Here is an 18,909-nt window from a genome sequence, read left to right as displayed (position 1 = left end):
GTTGAGTATTCAATTTCTTGATAAGGAAAAGTATAAAGATCATTCTGAAACGCTGGCTATCGATTGGGCAATTCTAGAGGAGGGGGTCGAGGTTGCAATGGGTAAGAGCGGTGATAAGGCCTCAGGATTTTGGGGGTCAACAATGGGAAAAACACTGCATGTATTCGAAACAATAAAGGGCAGGAATTATACCATTCTAGCTTCTGTGATAGAGCCTGACCCTGCACTTGCTGTTACGGACCCGGTGCTTAAGGTGGTAATTGATCAGATAGAACACAAAAGTGCCGTTATTTACTTCGGCCTGCTTAATTTAACTTCTTTTCTGCTTATTGTTATCGCTGCTGCAATTTGCTTCATTGGACTTACTACTGGGGTGGAAGGAAAGAATACACCGCACTCGAGACACGCTGTGAATACATCCCTGTAAGCTCCTAATCGGCATCCATGCCTCATTGGGTCCCAAGCGCGGTGTATTCTTCCCTTTTCCCTTTTTAGTATCTTCAAGTGGCTGACTTGAAATTGCTAGCTTGAACCACACATAAGTAGATCCAAATGGCGATTTGTAAATGGGTTTGATTTATCAGGAGGAATCTAAATGGCCCCACTGTTAATAAGCGTCAAACTCTAGTGTTCATGGTACATTTTGTACAGAGTGAAGGTCGTTGTTCATAATCAATCGAAAAAAGGATACGGCGATATGTTAAAGGCGGAATATCAAGAGCGCGGACCAGTGCCGCAGGATGTTATTGAGGCGGTGTCCTTTGATACCCCTGAACTTCAAGAGGGGCAGGTGTTGCTGGAGATGCTGGCAGCTCCAATTAACCCTTCAGATGTTCTGACCCTGACGGGCGATTATGGGATGTTGCCTCCTCTTCCTGCGGTTGGAGGCAATGAAGGTGTTGCTAAGGTCGTCAAACATGGACCTAATGTTACCGCGCCAGCCATTGGCCAGGTCGTTCTCCTGCCGGTAGGAAGCGGCACCTGGGCTACACATATGGTGGCCAATGCCCAGGGGCTGATTCCGCTCCCGAATAATGTAGACCCTCTACAGCTTTCCATGATAACGATTAATCCGCCAACAGCTTACTTGCTGTTGAGCGAATTTGTAGATCTCAAGGAGGGGGATTGGGTTATTCAGAATGCCGCAAATTCCGGTGTGGGGTCTTATCTGACAACCCTGGCCAAGTTGCGGGGCCTGAAAGTGATCAATGTTGTCCGCCGTGAGTCTTTGATTGAGCCGATGAAGGCCGCAGGCGCTGATGTGGTTCTCGTGGATGGTGAGCACCTGGGTAAGCGAGTGGCTGAGGCTACTGGTGGTGCTGAGATCAAGCTAGGCATTGATGCTGTTGGTGGAATGGCAACTGCTCGCATGGGCGAAGCTCTGTCAAATGGCGCAACCTTAGTGAATTATGGCGCGCTTAGTGGGGAACCCTGCGTTATCGCACCGGGTATGATCATCTTTAAAGATATCACCGTGCGCGGGTTCTGGTTGGCCAAATGGTTCGGCTCGGCATCCCCAGAGCGGCAACAGGAAGTTTTTGGCACTATCACAAAGCTTGTAGCGGAAGGTAAGTTATCTGCACCAGTTCATGGCACATACCCTCTGTCTGAAATTAAAGAAGCGGTACGAATAGCTGCGGCAGGCGGGCGTGACGGCAAAGTACTGGTTGTTAGTGAAAGCCTGACTAGCTGATTGCTCGCGCATTTATTTTTCTAGCGGAAGTGTCACCCAAATAGGCGACACTTCTGCAGACCGCTCCGTCATTCGTACGGAGCGTTACTTCCCAAATGCTACCCTTGATGTCAGTCCTGACATTTCGTCTAAGTTTGTTTGTTGCGATAGTTTTCAGCAAAAGCATTCGTTCGCAAAAATGAACACAAATACATTCTGCTTGCATAATACTTTGATCTTTAGTTCATCCGCCGGAGGCTGCTGCCAGATAATGGAAGAGGGTTCCAGTGCTTGTCTTGTATTGTCTCAGGAGGTGCCAAAGTACCTGGGGGATGAGTATCGATCATGGCATCAGAAGCTGGTGGATGTTGCGCTAGATTGTGATGGGCTGCTCGAGGTGAATTTGTTAGAGCCCGTTTCTAATATCCAAAATGAGTGGGTGCAAATATTTCAATTTGATACGGTTGCTCACCTTGAAACGTTTCTTGGAAATAACTTACTTAAAGATCTAATTGCTTTTTTAGAGAAGAAATTCTCGGTTGAAGTAGTATCTCAAGTTATCGCTGGTGCAGATCAACTAACAGTGCCCGTAACGATTGTGATATCCAAAAAAGTGAAGCCTGAATTTTTTCGTGAATATATGCAGTGGCAGAAAGAAATTGATAAAGCACTTAAAAAATATCCAGGCTTCTTGGGTGCTGGTCTAACTAAGCCAATAAAGGGGGTTCAAGAGGAGTGGGTTGCAATATTTCGATTTGACTCCAATAAGCATTTAGATAACTGGCTTAATTCTGATGAACATAAGCGATTGGTAAAACGTGGTGAAGGGTTTTTTGAAGATGTAAAAATAAAGCGGATAGGGCATGGCTTTGAGGATTGGTTTTCTCGGGCTCGTGGCCGAGCTCAAGACACCGCGCCCTCGCAGTGGAAAATGGCCATGCTCATTTTATTGATGTTATATCCGATAGTTATGGTTATTACGATGTGGTTGCTACCTTTGGTAGAGAGTTGGCCCTTTGCGACGACTAACTTCTTTATCAACTTATTAATTGTTGCGTCGCTTACTTGGGTGGCGATGCCGCTGATCACTAGAGCTTTTAATATTTGGTTGTCTGACAAGTCAGGACAGCTAACAAAAATCAACACTATCGGAACCCTTATCATTATTGTTCTCTATGGGGTCTCGATAATGCTTGTTGCTTGGCTGTCGAGCCTGAGTTTTAAGTAGTCTTTCATGATGATCAAAAGAGAGCTGTTTATCTGTTTTTAGTTTTTTTCGGACGGGGTATTTTTAGTGGTCTAAGCTTGGCGGTTAACAGAAGGCACTAGGTATCGAGCGAGTCAAAGGATAGATGGAGCACGTATAGTGAGCAACTTAAAGAATCGGTCTGAGAGTAAAGACTGGCCAGAGTTACCCTACGCGGAGTCGGTAAATACGATTGCCACCCTGCATATGTGGATGCAGGTTATTGGCAAGATTCGCCTGGTACAAACTCCTTGGATCAATCACTCCTGGCATGTTCCTTTATATATTACCGCCAGAGGGCTGGAGACATCTCTTATCCCTTATGGAGGGCGGTCGTTTTCTATTAGCTTTGATTTCTATCATCACGTACTGAAGCTGTTGACCACTGAGGGGGGAGAATGGGTATTACCTTTGGAGTCCCGCACAGTTTCTGATTTCTACTGGGAAGTGATGGCTGCACTCAAGCAGCTAGGTATACCGGTTGAGATTAACACTATGCCATCCGAAGTGGCGGATGCGATACCCTTTGAAAGGGATCAGGATAACTACGAGTATGATCCGGATTATGCTAGACAGCTTTGGCAGGCGTTGGTGCAAATTCATCGGGTTTTCACTGAATTTCGCAGTCGTTTTATTGGCAAGTGCAGTCCAATTCATTTTTTTTGGGGAAGTTTTGATTTAGCACTTACCCGTTTTTCTGGCAGGGAGGCGCCTCCACACCCTGGAGGCGTTCCACACTTTCCCGATTGGGTGGCCAGGGAAGCCTACTCCCATGAAGTTAGCAGTGCCGGTTTTTGGCCTGGTGGCGGTGGTGTAGATGGCGCTTGCTTCTATTCATATACTTACCCAGAGCCCCAAGGAGTTTCCGAAGCAAGGGTGGCGCCCGCCTCAGCTTACTACTCTAAAGATTTGGGTGAGTTCTTGCTGCCCTATGATGCGGTGAGAGCTTCACGTTCCCCTGATGAGGCACTGTTTGATTTTTTGCAGAGTACTTATGAAGCTGCAGCCGATAAAGGAATGTGGGATAGGTCTGCCTTGGAGGAAAGTTTCCCCCCACAAGCCCGGTAGAATTTGTGGGGGCTTTGCTTATTCTCTGCTTTTAAGCTGCTCGATAAATGCATCAGATGCTTGTTCTATAAGCTGGAGAATATTTTGAAACCCTTCAATACCACCATAGTAAGGATCGGGTACTTCAGCTAAATCACTATCTTGCAACACTGATAAAAATAACCCTAGTTGGGCCTCTGATGAGTCAGGCTGCAAGGATTGCAGTGCTTCCAGGTTATCTTTGTCCATCGCAAAGATATGATCATATTTTGTAAAGTCGGTAGTGGCTACCTGGCGAGCGTAGCTATTTTCAAACGAATAGCCATTTTCTTCACCAATAGCCAAAGTTCGGGGGTCTGGTCGCTTACCTGCGTGGTAGCTGATGATGCCCGCGGAGTCGACGGAAACAGGAATACCCGCCTGCTGTGCCTTGGTGCGGAAAACGGCTTCGGCTAAGGGAGAACGACAAATATTACCGAGGCAGACAAATAATATCGAGAGACCTGAATTAGCTGTCAAAATAGCTCCAAGATACTTTGGGTAAATTAAAGAGGGGTATTTTAATCAAAATATCGAATGTTTACACGCTGGCTATCAGGGGCAATAGAAAGTACAGCTTTAGTCTCAATATAAAACGGCTGGTGTTTACTTGAAAGGTAGTTGGGATTAAGCTGCTTTTTAATAAAAGAGACCGTATTTTCTGTCGTCCAGTAAACTTGGTCTGGTCCCCAGTTTTCAGGCTTTAGCTCGTATAGTAAGTCCAAAGAATTTGCAGATAAGCTGTAAACTTGTAAGGCATTTTCATTAAAACCGGCGTCCAGGTCTTGTTCGGCAACAAAAAGATATCCGCCTTGCGGAGACAGCAAAGGGTAGCCGGCAAGAGAATATTCATGGCCGTTTCTCAAGTCTAGCAAAATATAGGAATGTGCTTCCCAGAGCTGTTGATGAATCAGTAGCAGGTTATCAGTTATTTGCTCAATTGCAGAGTAGGCTATATGTTCTGCGGGATTATTAGCGGGAAGGATGTCTGTGTACGTCAGTAATTTCCCGCTATTCAGGGCTATAGTCAGGTGCCCTGGTTGCGTCCGCTGGATATGGTTGACCTGATCACTCAATCCACTTTCGATTGACCGTGCACAGTTTAGAGAATTGTGAATATCAATGCACTCAAATTTATCTTCAAACACACTGAAATGCAGGCCCAGGCAATAAGTGGGAGCTACTGCTAAAGCTAACAAGGTAAGGAATATCAGTGGACTATTCAGCCCCAACTTAAACGAGAACTTCATCCTCATAAGTGCCCTATAGATACTCTAGCCAGTGATTTTGTACCGCGCACTGAATAGTGCTACACACCCGCGAACCTCTATTTTGTACTCCTTAAATCGACTGGCAAGGAATGTATTGAGGTCCTCTTCACAATCCTGGGTATTAGAAAATATCCCTTTCTTATTGTAGATAGCCATTAATTTCTTGGCAGCTCCACTTTTCGGTACGCCTTCGGACAGGATGGTGGAACCAAATACGGTGCCTGAATCCGATAGCAGGGTTGCGACATTATCCAGCGCAACCAGTTTTTCTGACAGCTTGCCGGGAAGGCAGTGAAATAGGTAATTTAAGGAGATTGAATCAAAAACTTCAGTCTCTAAAGTAATTTTATCCAGGACATTGCAGCGGAACTGTGTTGGATTATACCGAGCCACTCTTTGCGCTGAGATATCCAGGCTGTTTTGATTCAGGTCCATCAGGGCGAGGCGGACTTTGTCGGAGGGGAAATGGCACTTGTCCATAAAGTAGCCCGTTCCAACACCTACATCCAAGTGGTTGGAAGATATATTTCGATTGAAGTGCTCTAGTATTCCAGGAGTTGGGCACTTCCAAATAAAGCGGTTTGATATGCCCAGAACCCACATATCATAAAGCCAAAGTACGGGTTTGGAATAGACAGCTTGGCCTTGTTCGACCTCTTTAGTGATTGTCACTTCAAGCTCCAATGTATGACTGTTGTGCGGCTTTACCAATAAAGGAGAGGGGATGTATCTACAGTGTATTTCGAGAGTATTGTTTTCACTCTCTTCAGCCCCAGTAGCAAGCCGCTTATTATTGTTCTATGGTACCACCTAATGTGGTGCTAAACAGCTGAGTGTTTCACAGAGGATCTCTAATCGCTGCAGAGTTCTTTAGTGGCACATTCTCACTCATCAAACAGGCTAAAGTCATACTCCTGCAAGCGCTCTTGTGCAAAGTTCAAAAAAACGTCAATTTTCTTTGAATCTTTTCGCTTTACTTTATAGATAGCACCTACAGTTTTATCTTTTCGCTCCAGGTCAGGGAGTACCTCTACCAGTCGCCCCTTTTTGATGTCCCGTTGGCAAAAATAGGAGGGAAGCTTGGCAATGCCATTCCCGTTTAATGCGGCTGCTCGGGTATGGAAAGTTTTGTTAGATATTAAATTTCCATTGAATTGATAGAACTTCCCATCAATTGACCAGCCATCTTCCAGGCCGTCAAGGCGGGTTAGCATGATGTTGTGTTGGCTGAGCTCGGCAATGGATTTGGGGCAGCCGTGTTCTTCCAGATAGGTCGGTGCGGCAATAAAAATAGGGCGGATACTAAATAGGGGCTGGGCGTAAAACTGGCAATCGGGCAGGGTTTCCCAGACGCGAAAAGCAATGTCGATATCGTCCTCGATTAAATCCAGGTGATAGGGGCTGAAGATAAGCTCCAAGCTGAAATCGGGGAATGCTTTCTGGAAATCATTGCAGATATGACTGAATACTTTTAAGCCGAGGGTTTCCGGAAAAGTGATTTTTAATTTTCCTCGGGTGAGCGTTGCCGCCTCTGCAATCTGGTCTTCCAGCTCGGTGAATGAGCTGATTATTTTTTGCCCTTTCTGGTAAGCAATCCTTCCGGCGTCTGTGACAGCGATTGCCCGGGTGGTGCGATTGAGTAATACCTGGCCAAGGGCCTGTTCAAGTTGGGCGAGAGTCTTGCTTACGGTGGGCGTAGACAGGCCCAAGTGCTTGGCAGCTTTGCTTAAGGAACCGTGATCAACAACACTGCAAAAAACGTTGATCAAGTGGTATTTGTCGTACTCTCTGCGCACAGACTGTTTCCTTAAAGCTAAAAGATCTTTTCAATATATCCCCTTTGTTAAATTAAAGTAAATAGTAAACTGCTTCCCCATACTAATCGACCAGGGAGATAAGGCTATGAATCCGTTAACTTGTCATTGTGGAGCGATTCATTTCAACAAGCTTATAGATGCCCTGTTTGTACCAGCGGGCCAAAGGGGGCACGCTGATACTGAAGTCGCTAACCATATCAGCGATCCTGAAAACTCACTGCGCAAATATCACTTTAAAGAGGGGGCTTTGCGGGAGAAGGCATTCTGCAAGCACTGCGGTGCGGAAATCTATGCGATCAATCGTAGCGGCGAGCTAGTGCACAACCTATCAGCAGAGGCAGCCTCTCGGCCGAACTATGCCGGTGTCCTTAATTACGGCTTTTAGCTGGCAGCACCTATTGATTGTGCAGTTTTGTCAGTAGATGCCTGCCGGCTTGCTATCCAGAAGCTTTTTAGGCCTGAGTGGTTAAGTACTTCAGGATATCGACAACCTGTGCGGGGGTCTGTGCCCAGGCCTGGGCGGCACCGTCCACTTCCTTGAGTGCGTGCACCAAGGATTCATCGTGAAGTGTGATATAGGACTTGCCTAAGGCTGCACAAAAGCCGGCATCAAATGCGGCGTTCCATTGTTTGTATTTCTCGCCAAATCGAATCACCGCCAAATCACAGTCTTCAATCAGGTGCTTGATTCGGATTGCGTTAACTTTGGCAGATTTGTGATCCCGCCAGAAAGCGTTCTGCTCCTCACCCAGGCCATCACCGGCGGCATCGCTGGCGTCGTGGTTGGTGACTGCGGAAGAGAAGGAGATATCCAGCCCTTCTTTTTGGCAACCTTCGATAATTTGCGCACGCCAATCGGAGTGGATTTCGCCGGAGAGGTAAACATTAAGCTTCATTGAGTGGCCCTTTAGAACTGGAGACTAATATGCAATTTAGAGTCACATACTAGCACTTGGAAGCTTTGAAATCCGGTAGTTGTTCCAGTTGGGAGGGACCTGAGAGAGATCAAATGGACATAGGCCCTGTGCGATCAGGGCCTGTAAGGCATTTTATTATAGGACTTGCTGCTCAAACTGGACATCTTTGGGGAATTTCTCTGCGGGCAGGCGGGTTGAGTGCAATTGGGCTACTAGCCACTTGCCATCGATTTTCTTAACAATGGCGCTTTCCAACCACACCGCTTCTTTATTGCCATCCTCGGATTTAAAAATGGACTTGGTCCAGTAGTTGATGGTCAGCAGGTTCTCACGCTCTTCAAAATTGATAATGCTGAAGTAGTTGATTCTTTCCAGCTTTGAGGGCTTGGGCTTCATTACGGCGATAAGGTCTTCAATATCCCAGACTTCACCGTGCTCAAGGAGTATAAAATCGTCGCTGACGCCGTCTCGCATAGCCTGGTGGTCCAGGTTTGAAAGCGCAGCAAACAGCCCGTCTATCGTTTTAAAACCCTCGGGTTTCTCTACTGCTTGTGCGTTGATTGCGATCAAGGTAAGTAGTATTGCAAAAAATGATCTGATCACAGGAGTACCTCTGTGGTTATTTTAGGGGTGTGAAAAAAGGGGAGTATTTTAGCCGAGTCGGGCCCTAGTTGAATTACTTCGGTAGCAACCACGAAAGCAACTTGGATTGCGCCGCAGTGACTGAAAGTCGCTTCTTAGGGACTGGGCCTATTCTAGCAGGGATTACTCAGCTGAGGCTGTGAGCCGATAGGCCTTTCAATAACTGTTGGGCTTTTTTCCCGATATATCTCCCTTGCTCCGGGGACCTTTGGGTTTGGTTACTCCATTGTACCCCGTGCCAGAGAATACAAAGGTAACCGTAGATCAGCCGCCATAACCCCAAGCGCTGATTGTCTTCAGGTGACACAGTGCGATTAAGATAGCACTCCAGTAAACTATTTTGCTCTCGCTGATTCAAGTTGTGTTCCTCTACCAAAACAGCGAGGTCATAGAATTTATCCCCCATTGCTGCGTACTCCCAGTCGATAGCGTATAGCTTGTCAGAGGGAGCCCAGATCAGGTTGCCAACCGTTAGATCGTTGTGACACAGGCAAAATTCGTCGCCCATCCGATAAGCAGCGTCAATTAATTGCGGAAGTTTCTCTTGCAGTGTGTCGAGCAAGTGGAAATAACTGGCTCGCTTGTCGATAAACTGCCTGTAACTAGAGATTTTCTCACCGATGTTTAATTGGGCATCAATTGCAGGGGAGCCGTGTATACGGCGCAGCAGATCGGCAAGTTTTTCCAAACTGTGGGCGACATTTTTATCCCAGGGAGTGCCTTCAATATAGCGGGTCAGCAAATATCGGTAATGCGGGTCACAGTAAACCAAAGGGGCACAACTATCGGAATATGTGGCAGCTTGCAGCGCCTGCTGTTCAGCAGCCCTGTCGAGATTGAGCTGATCGCTGATGCTGGAGTTTATCCGCAGCACCATCCGCTGATCGGCGGACTCAACCAGAAAGGCGTTATTGGTCAGCCCCCCAGCCAGGGCCCTGACCACCGTGGGCCGGGCCTTGCTCCAATGATGCCAATCGTTGGGGATGATGTTGCTCAAGTCCTGGCTCATATCAGTTGTTCACTGTGCCGCTGCCATTGTTTGAGGAGCGCTATCGGGTTGTTGTTTCTCTTTTCGGAAAATGGCCAACCACTGGAAATAGCCAATCACAACCAGCACCAGGTACAGCATAAACAATACGGCAGTAAGGTAGAGTTCTCTGTCCAGGTAGAGATAGATTGAAGCTCCGTCTACGACAATCCAGTAAAGCCAGTTCTCCAGTACCTTCCGGGTGACCATATAGGTGGTGACGATTGCCCCCAGAGTCGTGAATGAATCCAGGTAGGGGAGGGCGGCACTGGTGTTGTGATCCAGCAGGTAGCCGATCAGTAAAGTCAGTATCAGGGTAGCGCCAATAACTATCGAGTGGGTTTTTCCGCTCCAGCGGTGGATTTTCAGATCGTCCTGCTGGTTTCGGTGATTTCGCCATTGCCACCAGCCATAAACTGCCATCAGCAGATAGAAAACCTGTAGTGCAGACTCCATTAACAGGCTGACATCCCAAAACAGAAACAAGTAGATCGTCGTACTGACAAAGGCGGCATACCAGCAGCTGATTTTCTCTCTCATGGCCAGAAGTAAATAAGCCAGAGCCAGTATTACAGCGGCTACCTCCCAGAGGGACATGGCCGCAATCGAAGCGCTGATTGCGGTGCTGATATCCTGGTCAAACATGCGCTTCTCCCGGGACCAGGTCGCCGTCAATAAACTTGCATACAAAAATGGCGCGGCCAAACTGCTCGTAGGATTTGCGCATTTCCAACTTGAGCACATCCATCAATAGATCGTAATTCCCAAACACCTGAGTACTCATTGTATTGGTGATTACCTTGAGTTCTGGATGGCTGTTTAACTGTGCGATAAACGCTTGAATAGCCGGGATGTACTCGTCCTTTAACGGATACATACTGATTTCGACAGAGAGCTGCATAATTTCCCTCTTGATAGAGAGTTTTGGAGCAGCGAAACGCTGCCCCAAAGTCACTGAGTGATTAGAAGGTGTAGGTGCCTGTTACCCCGGCAATCCGGGGCTCACCATACTGATAGTAGGGCTCGGGTGCGTAGCCGTTGGCCGGGTTGTTGCCATATTGGTTACTGAAGTAAAACCCGCGCACATAGTAATCTTCATCAGTCAGGTTTCTTCCCCACAGGGCAACATCCCAGTTATCTCCCTGGTAGGTCAGGCGAGCATTGACCAGTTCGTAGGCTGTGGATTTTTCGTCGTGGCTGTTTGAGAAGTAGAATTCGTCTTTACCCTCAAGCTCCAATCGCAAGATCAGGTTGGGAAGCAGATCGATTTCTGTACCGGTGAAGAACTGGTAGTTGGGGGCGTGAGCGATATCGCGGCCATCCAGATCAACCGCAGCCAACACCGTTCCTGCGTAGTCATCGCGGGCATCGACGTGGGAACTGCTTTCGTAGTCTTCGAATTCTGCATTCAGCCAGCCAGCAGAGGCGAAAAAGCGCAGGGCGTCGGTAGCCTGATAGTTCAGTTCCACCTCCAGACCAGTAGTACTTCCGCCGGCTGCATTGGCAAGGTAGTCACTAAATGAGTAGTCGGCAGGGTTAAAGATAGAAACCTTGGCCTGAACGTCATCCCGGTCCTGGTAGAAAGCGGCAACCTGGGCTTGCAAACGATTCTCCAGCCAACTGCCCTTAATACCTAATTCATAGTTGAGCAGTTGTTCGGTATCGAACTCGAACATGTCACTGTTGATCTCAGTGTTGCTTGTTGATTCTGAGATGATTCTGCCGTTTACACCGCCGGCTTTATAGCCCCGGGAAACCGTAGCGTAGAGCAGGGTGTTGCCGGTGTAATGGTATTGCAGGGAGATATTGCCGCCCCACAGATTTTCACCATTATCTGCATCGATGTTATAGGAGTCAGAGTAATCGGCTTCGCGTCTTTCCAGTCTAAGACCGGTGATCAAGTTGATCGCTGGGGTGATTTCCGTAGAGAGCTGGCCGTAGATGGCAGAGTTTTCAGTATCAAAAGTGCTGCGGAAGCTCTGGTTGCGATTCAGGTCCTCGCGCTCCGTGCGGCCATAAAGGCCCACAACCCAGTGGCTGCGATCCCAGAATAACTTGGACTCTTCGGTAGAGAGTGCGCGAAGGTCAATGCTGATATTGTCTTTATCGCGCTGGTAATTATCCGTGGAGCTGTATTCCCAGGGATGAAAGCCGACATAGCTCCAATCCTCATCGTAGCCATATTCTGTATCTGAATCGGCGAGGCTGAGGGTGCCTTCTAGGGTAAAGTTCTCGTTACCAGACCATTGAGCAGTCAATGCGCCGGCAAAGGTTTCCTGGCGATCCCAGCCGGGCTGGTCAGATTGGGTTTCGCGAGTGTTATAGAGAGAGAAAGCATCGTAGCCGTTATCAACGTCGATATAGAAGAGGGTAATGCCCAGCTTTAAATCGTCGGACGGGGAGTAGGCCAGCTTACCGCGCAGTACAGACTCATCAATATTGCTGGTGTCATCGCGGTTGAGATACACATTCTCGGTATAGCCGTCGGATTTGCGTTTGCTGGCAGCCAATCGATAGCCAAGAGCATCGCTCAAAGAACCACTGGTAGCCGCGGACAGACTCTGTCCATTGTACTCACTTAGCTCGGCGGACACCTTGGTGGTCGACTCACTGGTGGGCGCTGCACTGGTCATGTTGATCAGGCCGGCCAGGGCATTAGCGCCGTACACGGTGCCCTGTGGGCCCCGCAGGATTTCCACTTGATCGATATCCAGGGTGCTGGCTGCGAGCCCCAGGCCAGTATAGTCGATACCGTCGATGATCAGGCCAACTGAGGGGTTTACTGGGTCGATAAACTGGCTGCGCTCACCAATTCCGCGAATCTGTACAAATCGTCCCCTGGAGGCGCCGGAGGAAAAATTCACATTGGGCGCCATGTTCAAAAGCTGGTCCAGATTGGCCGCGCCCCGCGCATCGATCGCGCTTTCATCCAGCACGGTAACACTGGAAGGAAGCTCCAGAAGGTTGGTTTCCCGTAGCTGTGCCGTAACCACCACTTCCTCAAGCCCTGTCTCTGCGGTATTAGCGGTGGCGATACCAGCGAACAGGCTGCTGGCAAGGCTGACAGACCAGGCAATAGGGTGGGTGGGAAACTGTTTTTTCATGGTTCTCTCTCGAATAGCGGCAGTGAAAGAGACCCGGAGTGCGACGTGGGGAGGTTTTGCTTTGTCTACCTATTCCTACGCCGGTATTAACCGGATCAGGTTCAAGGGTTTGTCGCGACAGACCAATTTGATCCCCGGACATCTCAGGCAAGGCCACCCCTTAGGTTTTGCGGGCGCGATGATAGCAGAAACTGGGGTATAAAGTGGTAAAAGCAAGGAAGGGAAAGCGCTTATGGATCAGGTATCTTACTTTAGTGGCAAGACGGCACTGATTACCGGTGGTGCTTCTGGAATCGGTGCGGCCTTGGCCTGTCGACTGGCAGCACTTGGGGCTCAAGTCATTATCGCGGATATCCAGCGGGACCTGGCTACGCAGGTTGTCAGCCAAATACAGGAGTCCGGTGGGAGAGCATCGTTTGTTCACTTGGATGTTCGTAATTTTGATCAATTTTTTCAGGTCATTAGTGAAATATCTCCGTTAGATTTCCTTTTTAACAATGCTGGTATAGGAGTGGGTGGATATTTTTCCGATCATAATCTTGAAGATTGGAAAGCGGCGATTGATATCAATTTGTTTGGCGTTATTCATGGGCTCCAATGTGGTTTCCAGGCCATGAAGCGCCAGGGCTCTGGCCATATTATCAATACTGCCTCAATGGCGGCTTTAGTTCCGTCGCCAGCAATGGCCGCCTACTCAGCCTCCAAGAGTGCTGTGGTGGCAATATCAAAGGCTATTCGCCCTGAGGCTGAGTCCTGCGGTGTACGAGTGAGTGTTTTGTGTCCCGGGGCAGTATCAACGCCGATTTTGCAGGGAGGTGGCGTCAGTGGGCGGATGCCAACCCCCATTCCACTTCAACAGCAGGCAGAGATGTTCGAGCCTCTGGGGCCAATATCTGCTGATGCTTTTGCAGAAAAGGCTTTGTTTCAAATTGCAAAGAACAAAGAAATCATTGTTGTGCCAGCAAAACTTAAGTTGCTGTGGTGGCTGGAAAGATTATTTCCTTCTTTGCTGTGTCGCCTTTCCTTTAAGCAGATGGAGAAAATACTTCAGCCTTTGGGACTAAAATAATTGTATCTTTGGAAAGGCGGAGTAAATTGGGAAATGATGATTTCCTGTGACCACTGTGGTGAAGTTTGGGAGTTTGCTGATAAGGCCCTGCCGAACATTCAAAAAATTACGCGGAATTTTTCTGAGGGGCGTATTAGCGTAAGTTTGATAAAAGCGCTGAGCGGTGAACTTAAATTGCCTATGCTCTACAGCAAAAAATTGGCTGTTCATATAACGGTAAGATCTGGGCACTGCTTTTACTGCCAGGAGCCCCTGGGCATAGAAGAAGCGTTTATAAAACACTGTCAGGGCTGTGGTGCCTTGAATTTGGATCGCAGATTCGCTTAATGGGAAGTAGCTTATTTAGAAGCACCCGGCGTGCCGAATTATCAGCATGCCGAGTTGGGGGAGGGGCAACTTTATGCCGCTAATAGCAGAATCTAATATCCGGGTTTGGGAAAAGTATATCTTTTAAGGGGCTGGTGGTTGTATTGTACGACAACAATATGAAGCTCTGTTCAAATTATTCACAGATTAAGTATTATTTCTTTGCTAATAGAGCTGGCGGCTTACGCTTCCTATTTGGTACCCCCTCAGAACTTGATTCGATTTTCTGTTTTTTTGGCTCTGAATGATAAATTGCTATTTTTCAGGGGCACAAGTTAAGTACTATCTAGTCTAGGCATTATGCCAGTACAGTCTCTGTCTCCAGCTACGCCAAAACCATTCACTTTTTTGTGTTAATAATCAGGGTAAGTAAAAAGGAATTTATTTTATGAGCAAGTTTAATTCTCTACTGTATTCGATTGTTTTAATTGTGGCTTCTCATTGTGTGTCTGCCGGTGCTATTAAGAAAGAGGTGAACAGCTTTGAGGACGTCCAGAATATAATTGAAGAGTCAGCCACCCCAATAAATACGTTACTGGTTATGGATAATGATGACACCTTGAGTATGATGCCTTGCGCTGAAAAGTCTCAATGTCAATATCTTGGTGGCGCAGCTTGGTACTCATGGCAAGAAACTTTATTGGAAACCGATCCTAATTCAGGTTTCCTTGTGGCAAAAACAAAAGAGGAGTTGATTAATATATCCGGTTTGCTCTTCTCTGTGAGCAATATGGTTTATACAGATGACAATATTGTGCCGGTACTTGACAGTTTGAGGCAAAGTGGGGTGCGATTGATGGTTGAAACTGCAAGGGGCGATGCAGATGTTTCAGCTACCGAGAGACAGTTCAAACGCTTGCCAACCCCGAATACGTCCTACCAAAATTTATTAGAGCTTATTCGGTCAAATACTCTCAACTTCAGTCCAAATAATCAATTTAGCCTTGCAAGTCCGTTTAAGCCCTGTGATTTAAGTGAGGCAAGGCCAGTAAGCTATCGGCAAGGTATTATGTACTTAGCCGGGCAAGATAAAGGTTTTATGCTTGACTGCTTGCTGCGATCCTACAATTCTTCGGCTAATAGTAGTGAGCACTACCTAATTTCCAACATTATCTTCATTGATGACAGTTTTGAGAATGTCGAAAGTGTTTACCAGGCATTCAAGGACAATAAGAAATATGAGGTAATAGCCCTGCACTACACCCGTCTAAGTAAGCACAAGCAGGATTTTATGGACGGGCCTCAGAAAAAAGCATTACAAGAAACTGCGAAAAAGAGATGGGAAACCATCATGGCGAGTCTTAATAGTGCGCTATTAATGCCGGCTGTTGAAAACTAGTTTAACTTCCTTGTAACTAAGCTCAACGGCTCCATTTCTAAACTGTCATCCAAGTAAAAAGGGAAGTGTATACGTCTACCTCTAATGTTTAATCGATTTTGGAGGTGCAGAGCACTCAGAAGAGATGGTAGTCGTTGTATAACGATTAATCGGTTATAACTCAGTTGAAGAGGGAGGAGCATTAACCGGCTGTAATTTCGCGAGCCACGCGCCTAGGTCTTTTTAGCGGAGTGCAGGCTTGCCGCACCATTGCTACTGAATCGATTTTTTAAGTTTTGATAAAAATAGAGCACGTTATTTGCGGATGGACGTTTCTGTAAAAGCTTTGAATTTTTCCAGTGAACAATAACGTATATCTCCACCAGAAAGGTATCCAGCAAGCTATGACCTTAGCTGGATACCCTTGTGATTGGTTAGGTTATGGTTTACAGCGACTGTAAGAACTTGAGTAGCGAGTTTCGCTCTGAAGCCGACAGATCAATATAGTTCTGTTGGCTCTCAGCAGCTTCTCCCCCGTGCCAGAGAATGGCTTCTTCAATAGACCGGGCGCGACCATCATGCAACAAATTACTGTGACCATTCACTGCGCTATTAACACCCAATCCCCATAAGGGAGGCGTTCTCCACTCGCGGTTGTACTCCGCGCTAATCGTCAAGTTGTCTGCCAAACCTTCGCCCATATCATGCAGGAGTAAGTCTGTATAGGGGCGAATGACCTTGCCTCTCAACTCCTCAAGAGGGTGAGCGTGATTGGTGTTCATCTCTGGCCGGTGACAGGATGAGCAGTTGATCGATTCAAATAGAGCTTCACCCTGAGCCACGATGGATTCATTGATTAAATCGGGATTTCTGGGCGGTGCGCCCAGTGCCTGAAGATAAGTAGTTAGGTCGTCCAGGTGAGAATCAGTGAGCTCTTCGTTGTGATTACTGTGCTTTTTACATTCCAGCTGTTCGATACCACAGTTTGCATTGGGTTCCAGTGCTGTGTTCACGCCAATATCATTGTTCAACGCATCTGCTGAGAAGCTGCGCAAGCTCGGTTGGGTAGCCTTCCAGCCAAAGCGTCCTACCTGGGGAAGAGGTGTTGAGCCCGTATCGACCAGTGATACTCGCCCAGAGATACCATCGCTATTGGAATCGTTAGGGTCGTGCCACTCAAGGATTTCTGTTTCGTCAACCGCCTCAAGTAAGCCCAAGCCAGTGATGTTTTGTGGCATACGTGGCGAAAAGTAATCAGCGGATGTGTTTTCACCTTCATTGGTTGTTACTACATAAGTGGGGGACTGTAGGGTGTAGCTATCCCCATTGGCATAGCTACCTTGAATGGGGCTATAGGTGACTTGAATAGATCCTTCTGGGGCTATGTCACTATTGAGTGAATGGGTTTGGAGGACAGGGCCAAAGTAGTGGTTTGGCAGGGGTTGTCCTGCTTGGGTTATTGCACCGGACGACAGCTTAAAGACCATCGAATTGGGAACACTAGCCTCTGAGGGGGCCGGGCCCCGGCCGTTATTGATATGGCACGCCAGACATGATTGCTCAATGGTTAAGCCTGCTGATAGGTTTGCCATATGGTTGAAGTCTGGGTTCCCGAGTTCCTCGTGCTCTCCGGTATTAAACCGGGTGTGGAATATCCTGCGACCATCTAGAAACTCGTTGTGCGTCTCCCACTGGATGTTGAGGGCTTCTCTGAAATAGGCTGTCCAGTCGGCGATTCCGCTATCCACGATGTAAGTATCATAGACATCAATACCATCCAGTATTGGGTAGGTGACTTCAACGGCATCAGCGTCGGAAGCCGTTGCCCATTTACCATCGCTGCCTGCATAGTAGGTAAGAGTATTATCGTCAGTATTTACTGAAATGACTTCTGAAGCGGGTACCGGGTCAGTAGCCCTGATGTATGCTGCGGTTGCTTCACCGGCACTTTCAACAGCGGTCTCAGTTTCCAGGTCTGCAACCATATGAATACCGGGTTGGCCTAGGAGAATGCGGTAGGTGTCTGTGTAGTAAACTGTCTGCCCACTGACATTCTCATCGCCCTCCTCAATGCCAATGAATTGCTGAAACTCCACCTCCATCCATTCGCCGACTTCCAGCTGCCCGTCATCACCATCGTGAGCATCGTAGGTGATACGACATACCCAGACTTGGCCTCTCCCATCTTCATCAGCTTCCCGGAAAGGGGTTTCATCAAATCTGGCGTTGCTATTAAAGTCAGCGCGGTGTTCATTTGAATAAGAGGAGCGGCATTCGGGTGGCCGATAAAGCGCGTATTCGGCAGAGTAAAAGATCTCAATCAGGTTCTCACCGGCGGGCGTATGGTCGTGAATCTCTATGCCAAAGGTTCTGTGTTCAAAGTAGAAGGTCGGGAACTCGTAAAAACTATCCTCGGATTCATGTCGCAGACGTGCTCGGCCACTTGCCAGTGTTACAATGGTGCCATCTTCCTGAATATACCAGTGTTGGGGCTCCTCTTCTGGCTGCTCAGTATCAAATAGAGGGGTATATTCTATGGACACGGTTTGATTAATTTCCTCTGCCGCACGATCAAAAACCATCAGTTCCCACAAACTATATTGCGAACTCCCCTCACTGAGTTCAGTTCCGTTTAGCTGGACATAGCGATACTCTCCACCAATTAGGTGAGAATCAATGCGTTGGCCATATTCTCCTGAATCAGCTGTTGCCAGGGTGGTCCATGTTGTGCCGTCGCTTGAGCCCAGTACCTCGTAAGATTTTGCGTTGTGATCGCCCCAGTCTATGACCACTTTGCTGAGCAAGTGTGTAGATTTAAGGTCAAGGGTGAGGCTTGATGTGCTGGCAGTATCACCACTTTCCCAAAGTGTCCTTCTTAAGTCATCAATGGCAAGGACCCCGTTGCCAGAACTGGAAGAGATAGTTCCACTACCTGCAATATTTTGTCCAACCTCTTTATCGGACTCAGCTGGATCACTGTTTGAATTTGGTGTCTCTTCGTCGGACTCATCCGGGTCACCGCTTGAAGTCGGTGTTTCATCAGTGGAGCCGTTGCCCTGAGAGTTGGGGGTAGCTTCTGTGGGGTCTTCATCAGAGCTATTATCCCCGCCTCCACCACCACATCCGGACAATACCATTATGAATAAGGCGAAAAATGCTGTTAAATAGATTTTTGCCAGTGGATTGATTGTTTTCTTGAAATACGGATCCATATATTTCTCGTTTTATCAACAGCTATATATAGTAATAGTGATGAAATGAACTTTTTCTTTAATTTAAAAGGAGAATTTCAAAATTTTTGTTAAGTGTGCTTGGTTCGGGGTAAAAATAATTTAACTATTATTTTTAGTGTGTGTCCTTTTGTTTGCATGTGC

The 18,909-nt window shown here is 47.4% G+C and carries 19 protein-coding genes and 1 riboswitch; of the genes, 8 read left to right on the top strand and 11 right to left on the bottom strand.

The window, feature by feature from the left end; genetic code table 11:
- Nucleotide 1: 1 nt before the first annotated feature.
- The 4 genes from ACJJII_RS20440 to ACJJII_RS20425 all read left to right on the top strand — a co-directional run bounded on the left by ACJJII_RS20440 (nucleotide 2) and on the right by ACJJII_RS20425 (nucleotide 3,986).
- Complete coding sequence (locus ACJJII_RS20440; RefSeq protein ID WP_444917534.1) at nucleotides 2–427, top strand: hypothetical protein; 426 nt, start codon at nucleotides 2–4, stop codon at nucleotides 425–427.
- 270 nt (nucleotides 428–697) lie between these two features.
- A complete protein-coding gene (locus tag ACJJII_RS20435) occupies nucleotides 698–1,693 on the top strand; it encodes a zinc-dependent alcohol dehydrogenase family protein (protein WP_444897661.1) in 996 nt (331 codons plus the stop codon).
- 250 nt (nucleotides 1,694–1,943) lie between these two features.
- Nucleotides 1,944–2,900, top strand: coding sequence for an antibiotic biosynthesis monooxygenase (locus tag ACJJII_RS20430; protein WP_413662399.1), 957 nt, complete (start codon nucleotides 1,944–1,946; stop codon nucleotides 2,898–2,900).
- A gap of 138 nt (nucleotides 2,901–3,038) precedes the next feature.
- Complete coding sequence (locus tag ACJJII_RS20425; RefSeq protein ID WP_444917533.1) at nucleotides 3,039–3,986, top strand: DUF5996 family protein; 948 nt, start codon at nucleotides 3,039–3,041, stop codon at nucleotides 3,984–3,986.
- 18 nt (nucleotides 3,987–4,004) lie between these two features.
- On the opposite strand, the gene ACJJII_RS20420 is transcribed toward ACJJII_RS20425, so the two are convergent.
- The 4 genes from ACJJII_RS20420 to ACJJII_RS20405 form a co-directional block, all read right to left on the bottom strand.
- Nucleotides 4,005–4,484, bottom strand: coding sequence for a low molecular weight protein-tyrosine-phosphatase (locus tag ACJJII_RS20420; protein ID WP_444917532.1), 480 nt, complete (start codon nucleotides 4,482–4,484; stop codon nucleotides 4,005–4,007).
- A 41-nt stretch (nucleotides 4,485–4,525) separates the two neighbouring features.
- On the bottom strand, nucleotides 4,526–5,152 hold the full coding sequence (locus tag ACJJII_RS20415) for a hypothetical protein (RefSeq protein WP_444913355.1): 627 nt from the start codon (nucleotides 5,150–5,152) through the stop codon (nucleotides 4,526–4,528).
- Nucleotides 5,153–5,278: 126 nt separating this feature from the next.
- Nucleotides 5,279–5,947, bottom strand: a complete 669-nt coding sequence (locus ACJJII_RS20410; protein WP_444917531.1) for a class I SAM-dependent methyltransferase — start codon at nucleotides 5,945–5,947, stop codon at nucleotides 5,279–5,281.
- Between the two features lie 212 nt (nucleotides 5,948–6,159).
- A complete protein-coding gene (locus tag ACJJII_RS20405; protein ID WP_444893545.1) occupies nucleotides 6,160–7,071 on the bottom strand; it encodes a LysR family transcriptional regulator in 912 nt (303 codons plus the stop codon).
- A gap of 106 nt (nucleotides 7,072–7,177) precedes the next feature.
- On the opposite strand from ACJJII_RS20405, the gene ACJJII_RS20400 reads away from it, so the two are divergent.
- On the top strand, nucleotides 7,178–7,477 hold the full coding sequence (locus ACJJII_RS20400; RefSeq protein ID WP_444917530.1) for a GFA family protein: 300 nt from the start codon (nucleotides 7,178–7,180) through the stop codon (nucleotides 7,475–7,477).
- 67 nt (nucleotides 7,478–7,544) lie between these two features.
- Here ACJJII_RS20400 and ACJJII_RS20395 read toward each other — a convergent pair whose 3' ends face one another.
- The 6 genes from ACJJII_RS20395 to ACJJII_RS20370 form a co-directional block, all read right to left on the bottom strand.
- Nucleotides 7,545–7,988: a YtoQ family protein gene (locus ACJJII_RS20395; RefSeq protein ID WP_444917529.1), complete on the bottom strand. Its 444-nt coding sequence runs from the start codon at nucleotides 7,986–7,988 to the stop codon at nucleotides 7,545–7,547.
- Nucleotides 7,989–8,144: 156 nt separating this feature from the next.
- Nucleotides 8,145–8,612: a nuclear transport factor 2 family protein gene (locus tag ACJJII_RS20390; RefSeq protein WP_282932387.1), complete on the bottom strand. Its 468-nt coding sequence runs from the start codon at nucleotides 8,610–8,612 to the stop codon at nucleotides 8,145–8,147.
- A 166-nt stretch (nucleotides 8,613–8,778) separates the two neighbouring features.
- Entirely contained in the window at nucleotides 8,779–9,660 is an 882-nt protein-coding gene (locus ACJJII_RS20385; protein WP_444917528.1) for a phosphotransferase, read from the bottom strand.
- 9 nt (nucleotides 9,661–9,669) lie between these two features.
- A complete protein-coding gene (gene pnuC / locus ACJJII_RS20380) occupies nucleotides 9,670–10,323 on the bottom strand; it encodes a nicotinamide riboside transporter PnuC (RefSeq protein WP_444917527.1) in 654 nt (217 codons plus the stop codon).
- Nucleotides 10,316–10,579 carry a hypothetical protein gene (locus ACJJII_RS20375; protein WP_444917526.1) on the bottom strand — a complete coding sequence of 88 codons (264 nt, stop codon included), beginning with the start codon at nucleotides 10,577–10,579 and terminating at the stop codon, nucleotides 10,316–10,318. The genes pnuC and ACJJII_RS20375 overlap by 8 nt, the downstream gene beginning before the upstream one ends.
- A 61-nt stretch (nucleotides 10,580–10,640) precedes the next feature.
- Nucleotides 10,641–12,782, bottom strand: a complete 2,142-nt coding sequence (locus ACJJII_RS20370) for a TonB-dependent receptor (protein ID WP_444917525.1) — start codon at nucleotides 12,780–12,782, stop codon at nucleotides 10,641–10,643.
- Nucleotides 12,783–12,837: 55 nt separating this feature from the next.
- Nucleotides 12,838–12,953, bottom strand: a riboswitch (TPP riboswitch).
- Nucleotides 12,954–13,014: 61 nt separating this feature from the next.
- Between ACJJII_RS20370 and ACJJII_RS20365 the strand changes: the two genes are divergently transcribed.
- The 3 genes from ACJJII_RS20365 (at nucleotide 13,015) to ACJJII_RS20355 (ending at nucleotide 15,556) form a co-directional block, all read left to right on the top strand.
- Nucleotides 13,015–13,851 (top strand): SDR family NAD(P)-dependent oxidoreductase, encoded by an 837-nt coding sequence (locus ACJJII_RS20365; RefSeq protein WP_444913351.1) that lies wholly within the window; start codon nucleotides 13,015–13,017, stop codon nucleotides 13,849–13,851.
- A 33-nt stretch (nucleotides 13,852–13,884) separates the two neighbouring features.
- A complete protein-coding gene (locus tag ACJJII_RS20360; protein ID WP_413662386.1) occupies nucleotides 13,885–14,178 on the top strand; it encodes a hypothetical protein in 294 nt (97 codons plus the stop codon).
- 427 nt (nucleotides 14,179–14,605) lie between these two features.
- A complete protein-coding gene (locus tag ACJJII_RS20355; protein WP_282932393.1) occupies nucleotides 14,606–15,556 on the top strand; it encodes a DUF2608 domain-containing protein in 951 nt (316 codons plus the stop codon).
- A 425-nt stretch (nucleotides 15,557–15,981) separates the two neighbouring features.
- On the opposite strand, the gene ACJJII_RS20350 is transcribed toward ACJJII_RS20355, so the two are convergent.
- Nucleotides 15,982–18,747: a di-heme oxidoredictase family protein gene (locus ACJJII_RS20350; protein ID WP_444917524.1), complete on the bottom strand. Its 2,766-nt coding sequence runs from the start codon at nucleotides 18,745–18,747 to the stop codon at nucleotides 15,982–15,984.
- Between the last annotated feature and the right edge of the window lie 162 nt (nucleotides 18,748–18,909).

This window comes from Microbulbifer maximicatervae (SeqCode) (assembly GCF_052467825.1).
Note: the sequence above shows the minus strand (reverse complement) of the source record. Positions and strands in the feature narration are given on the sequence as shown.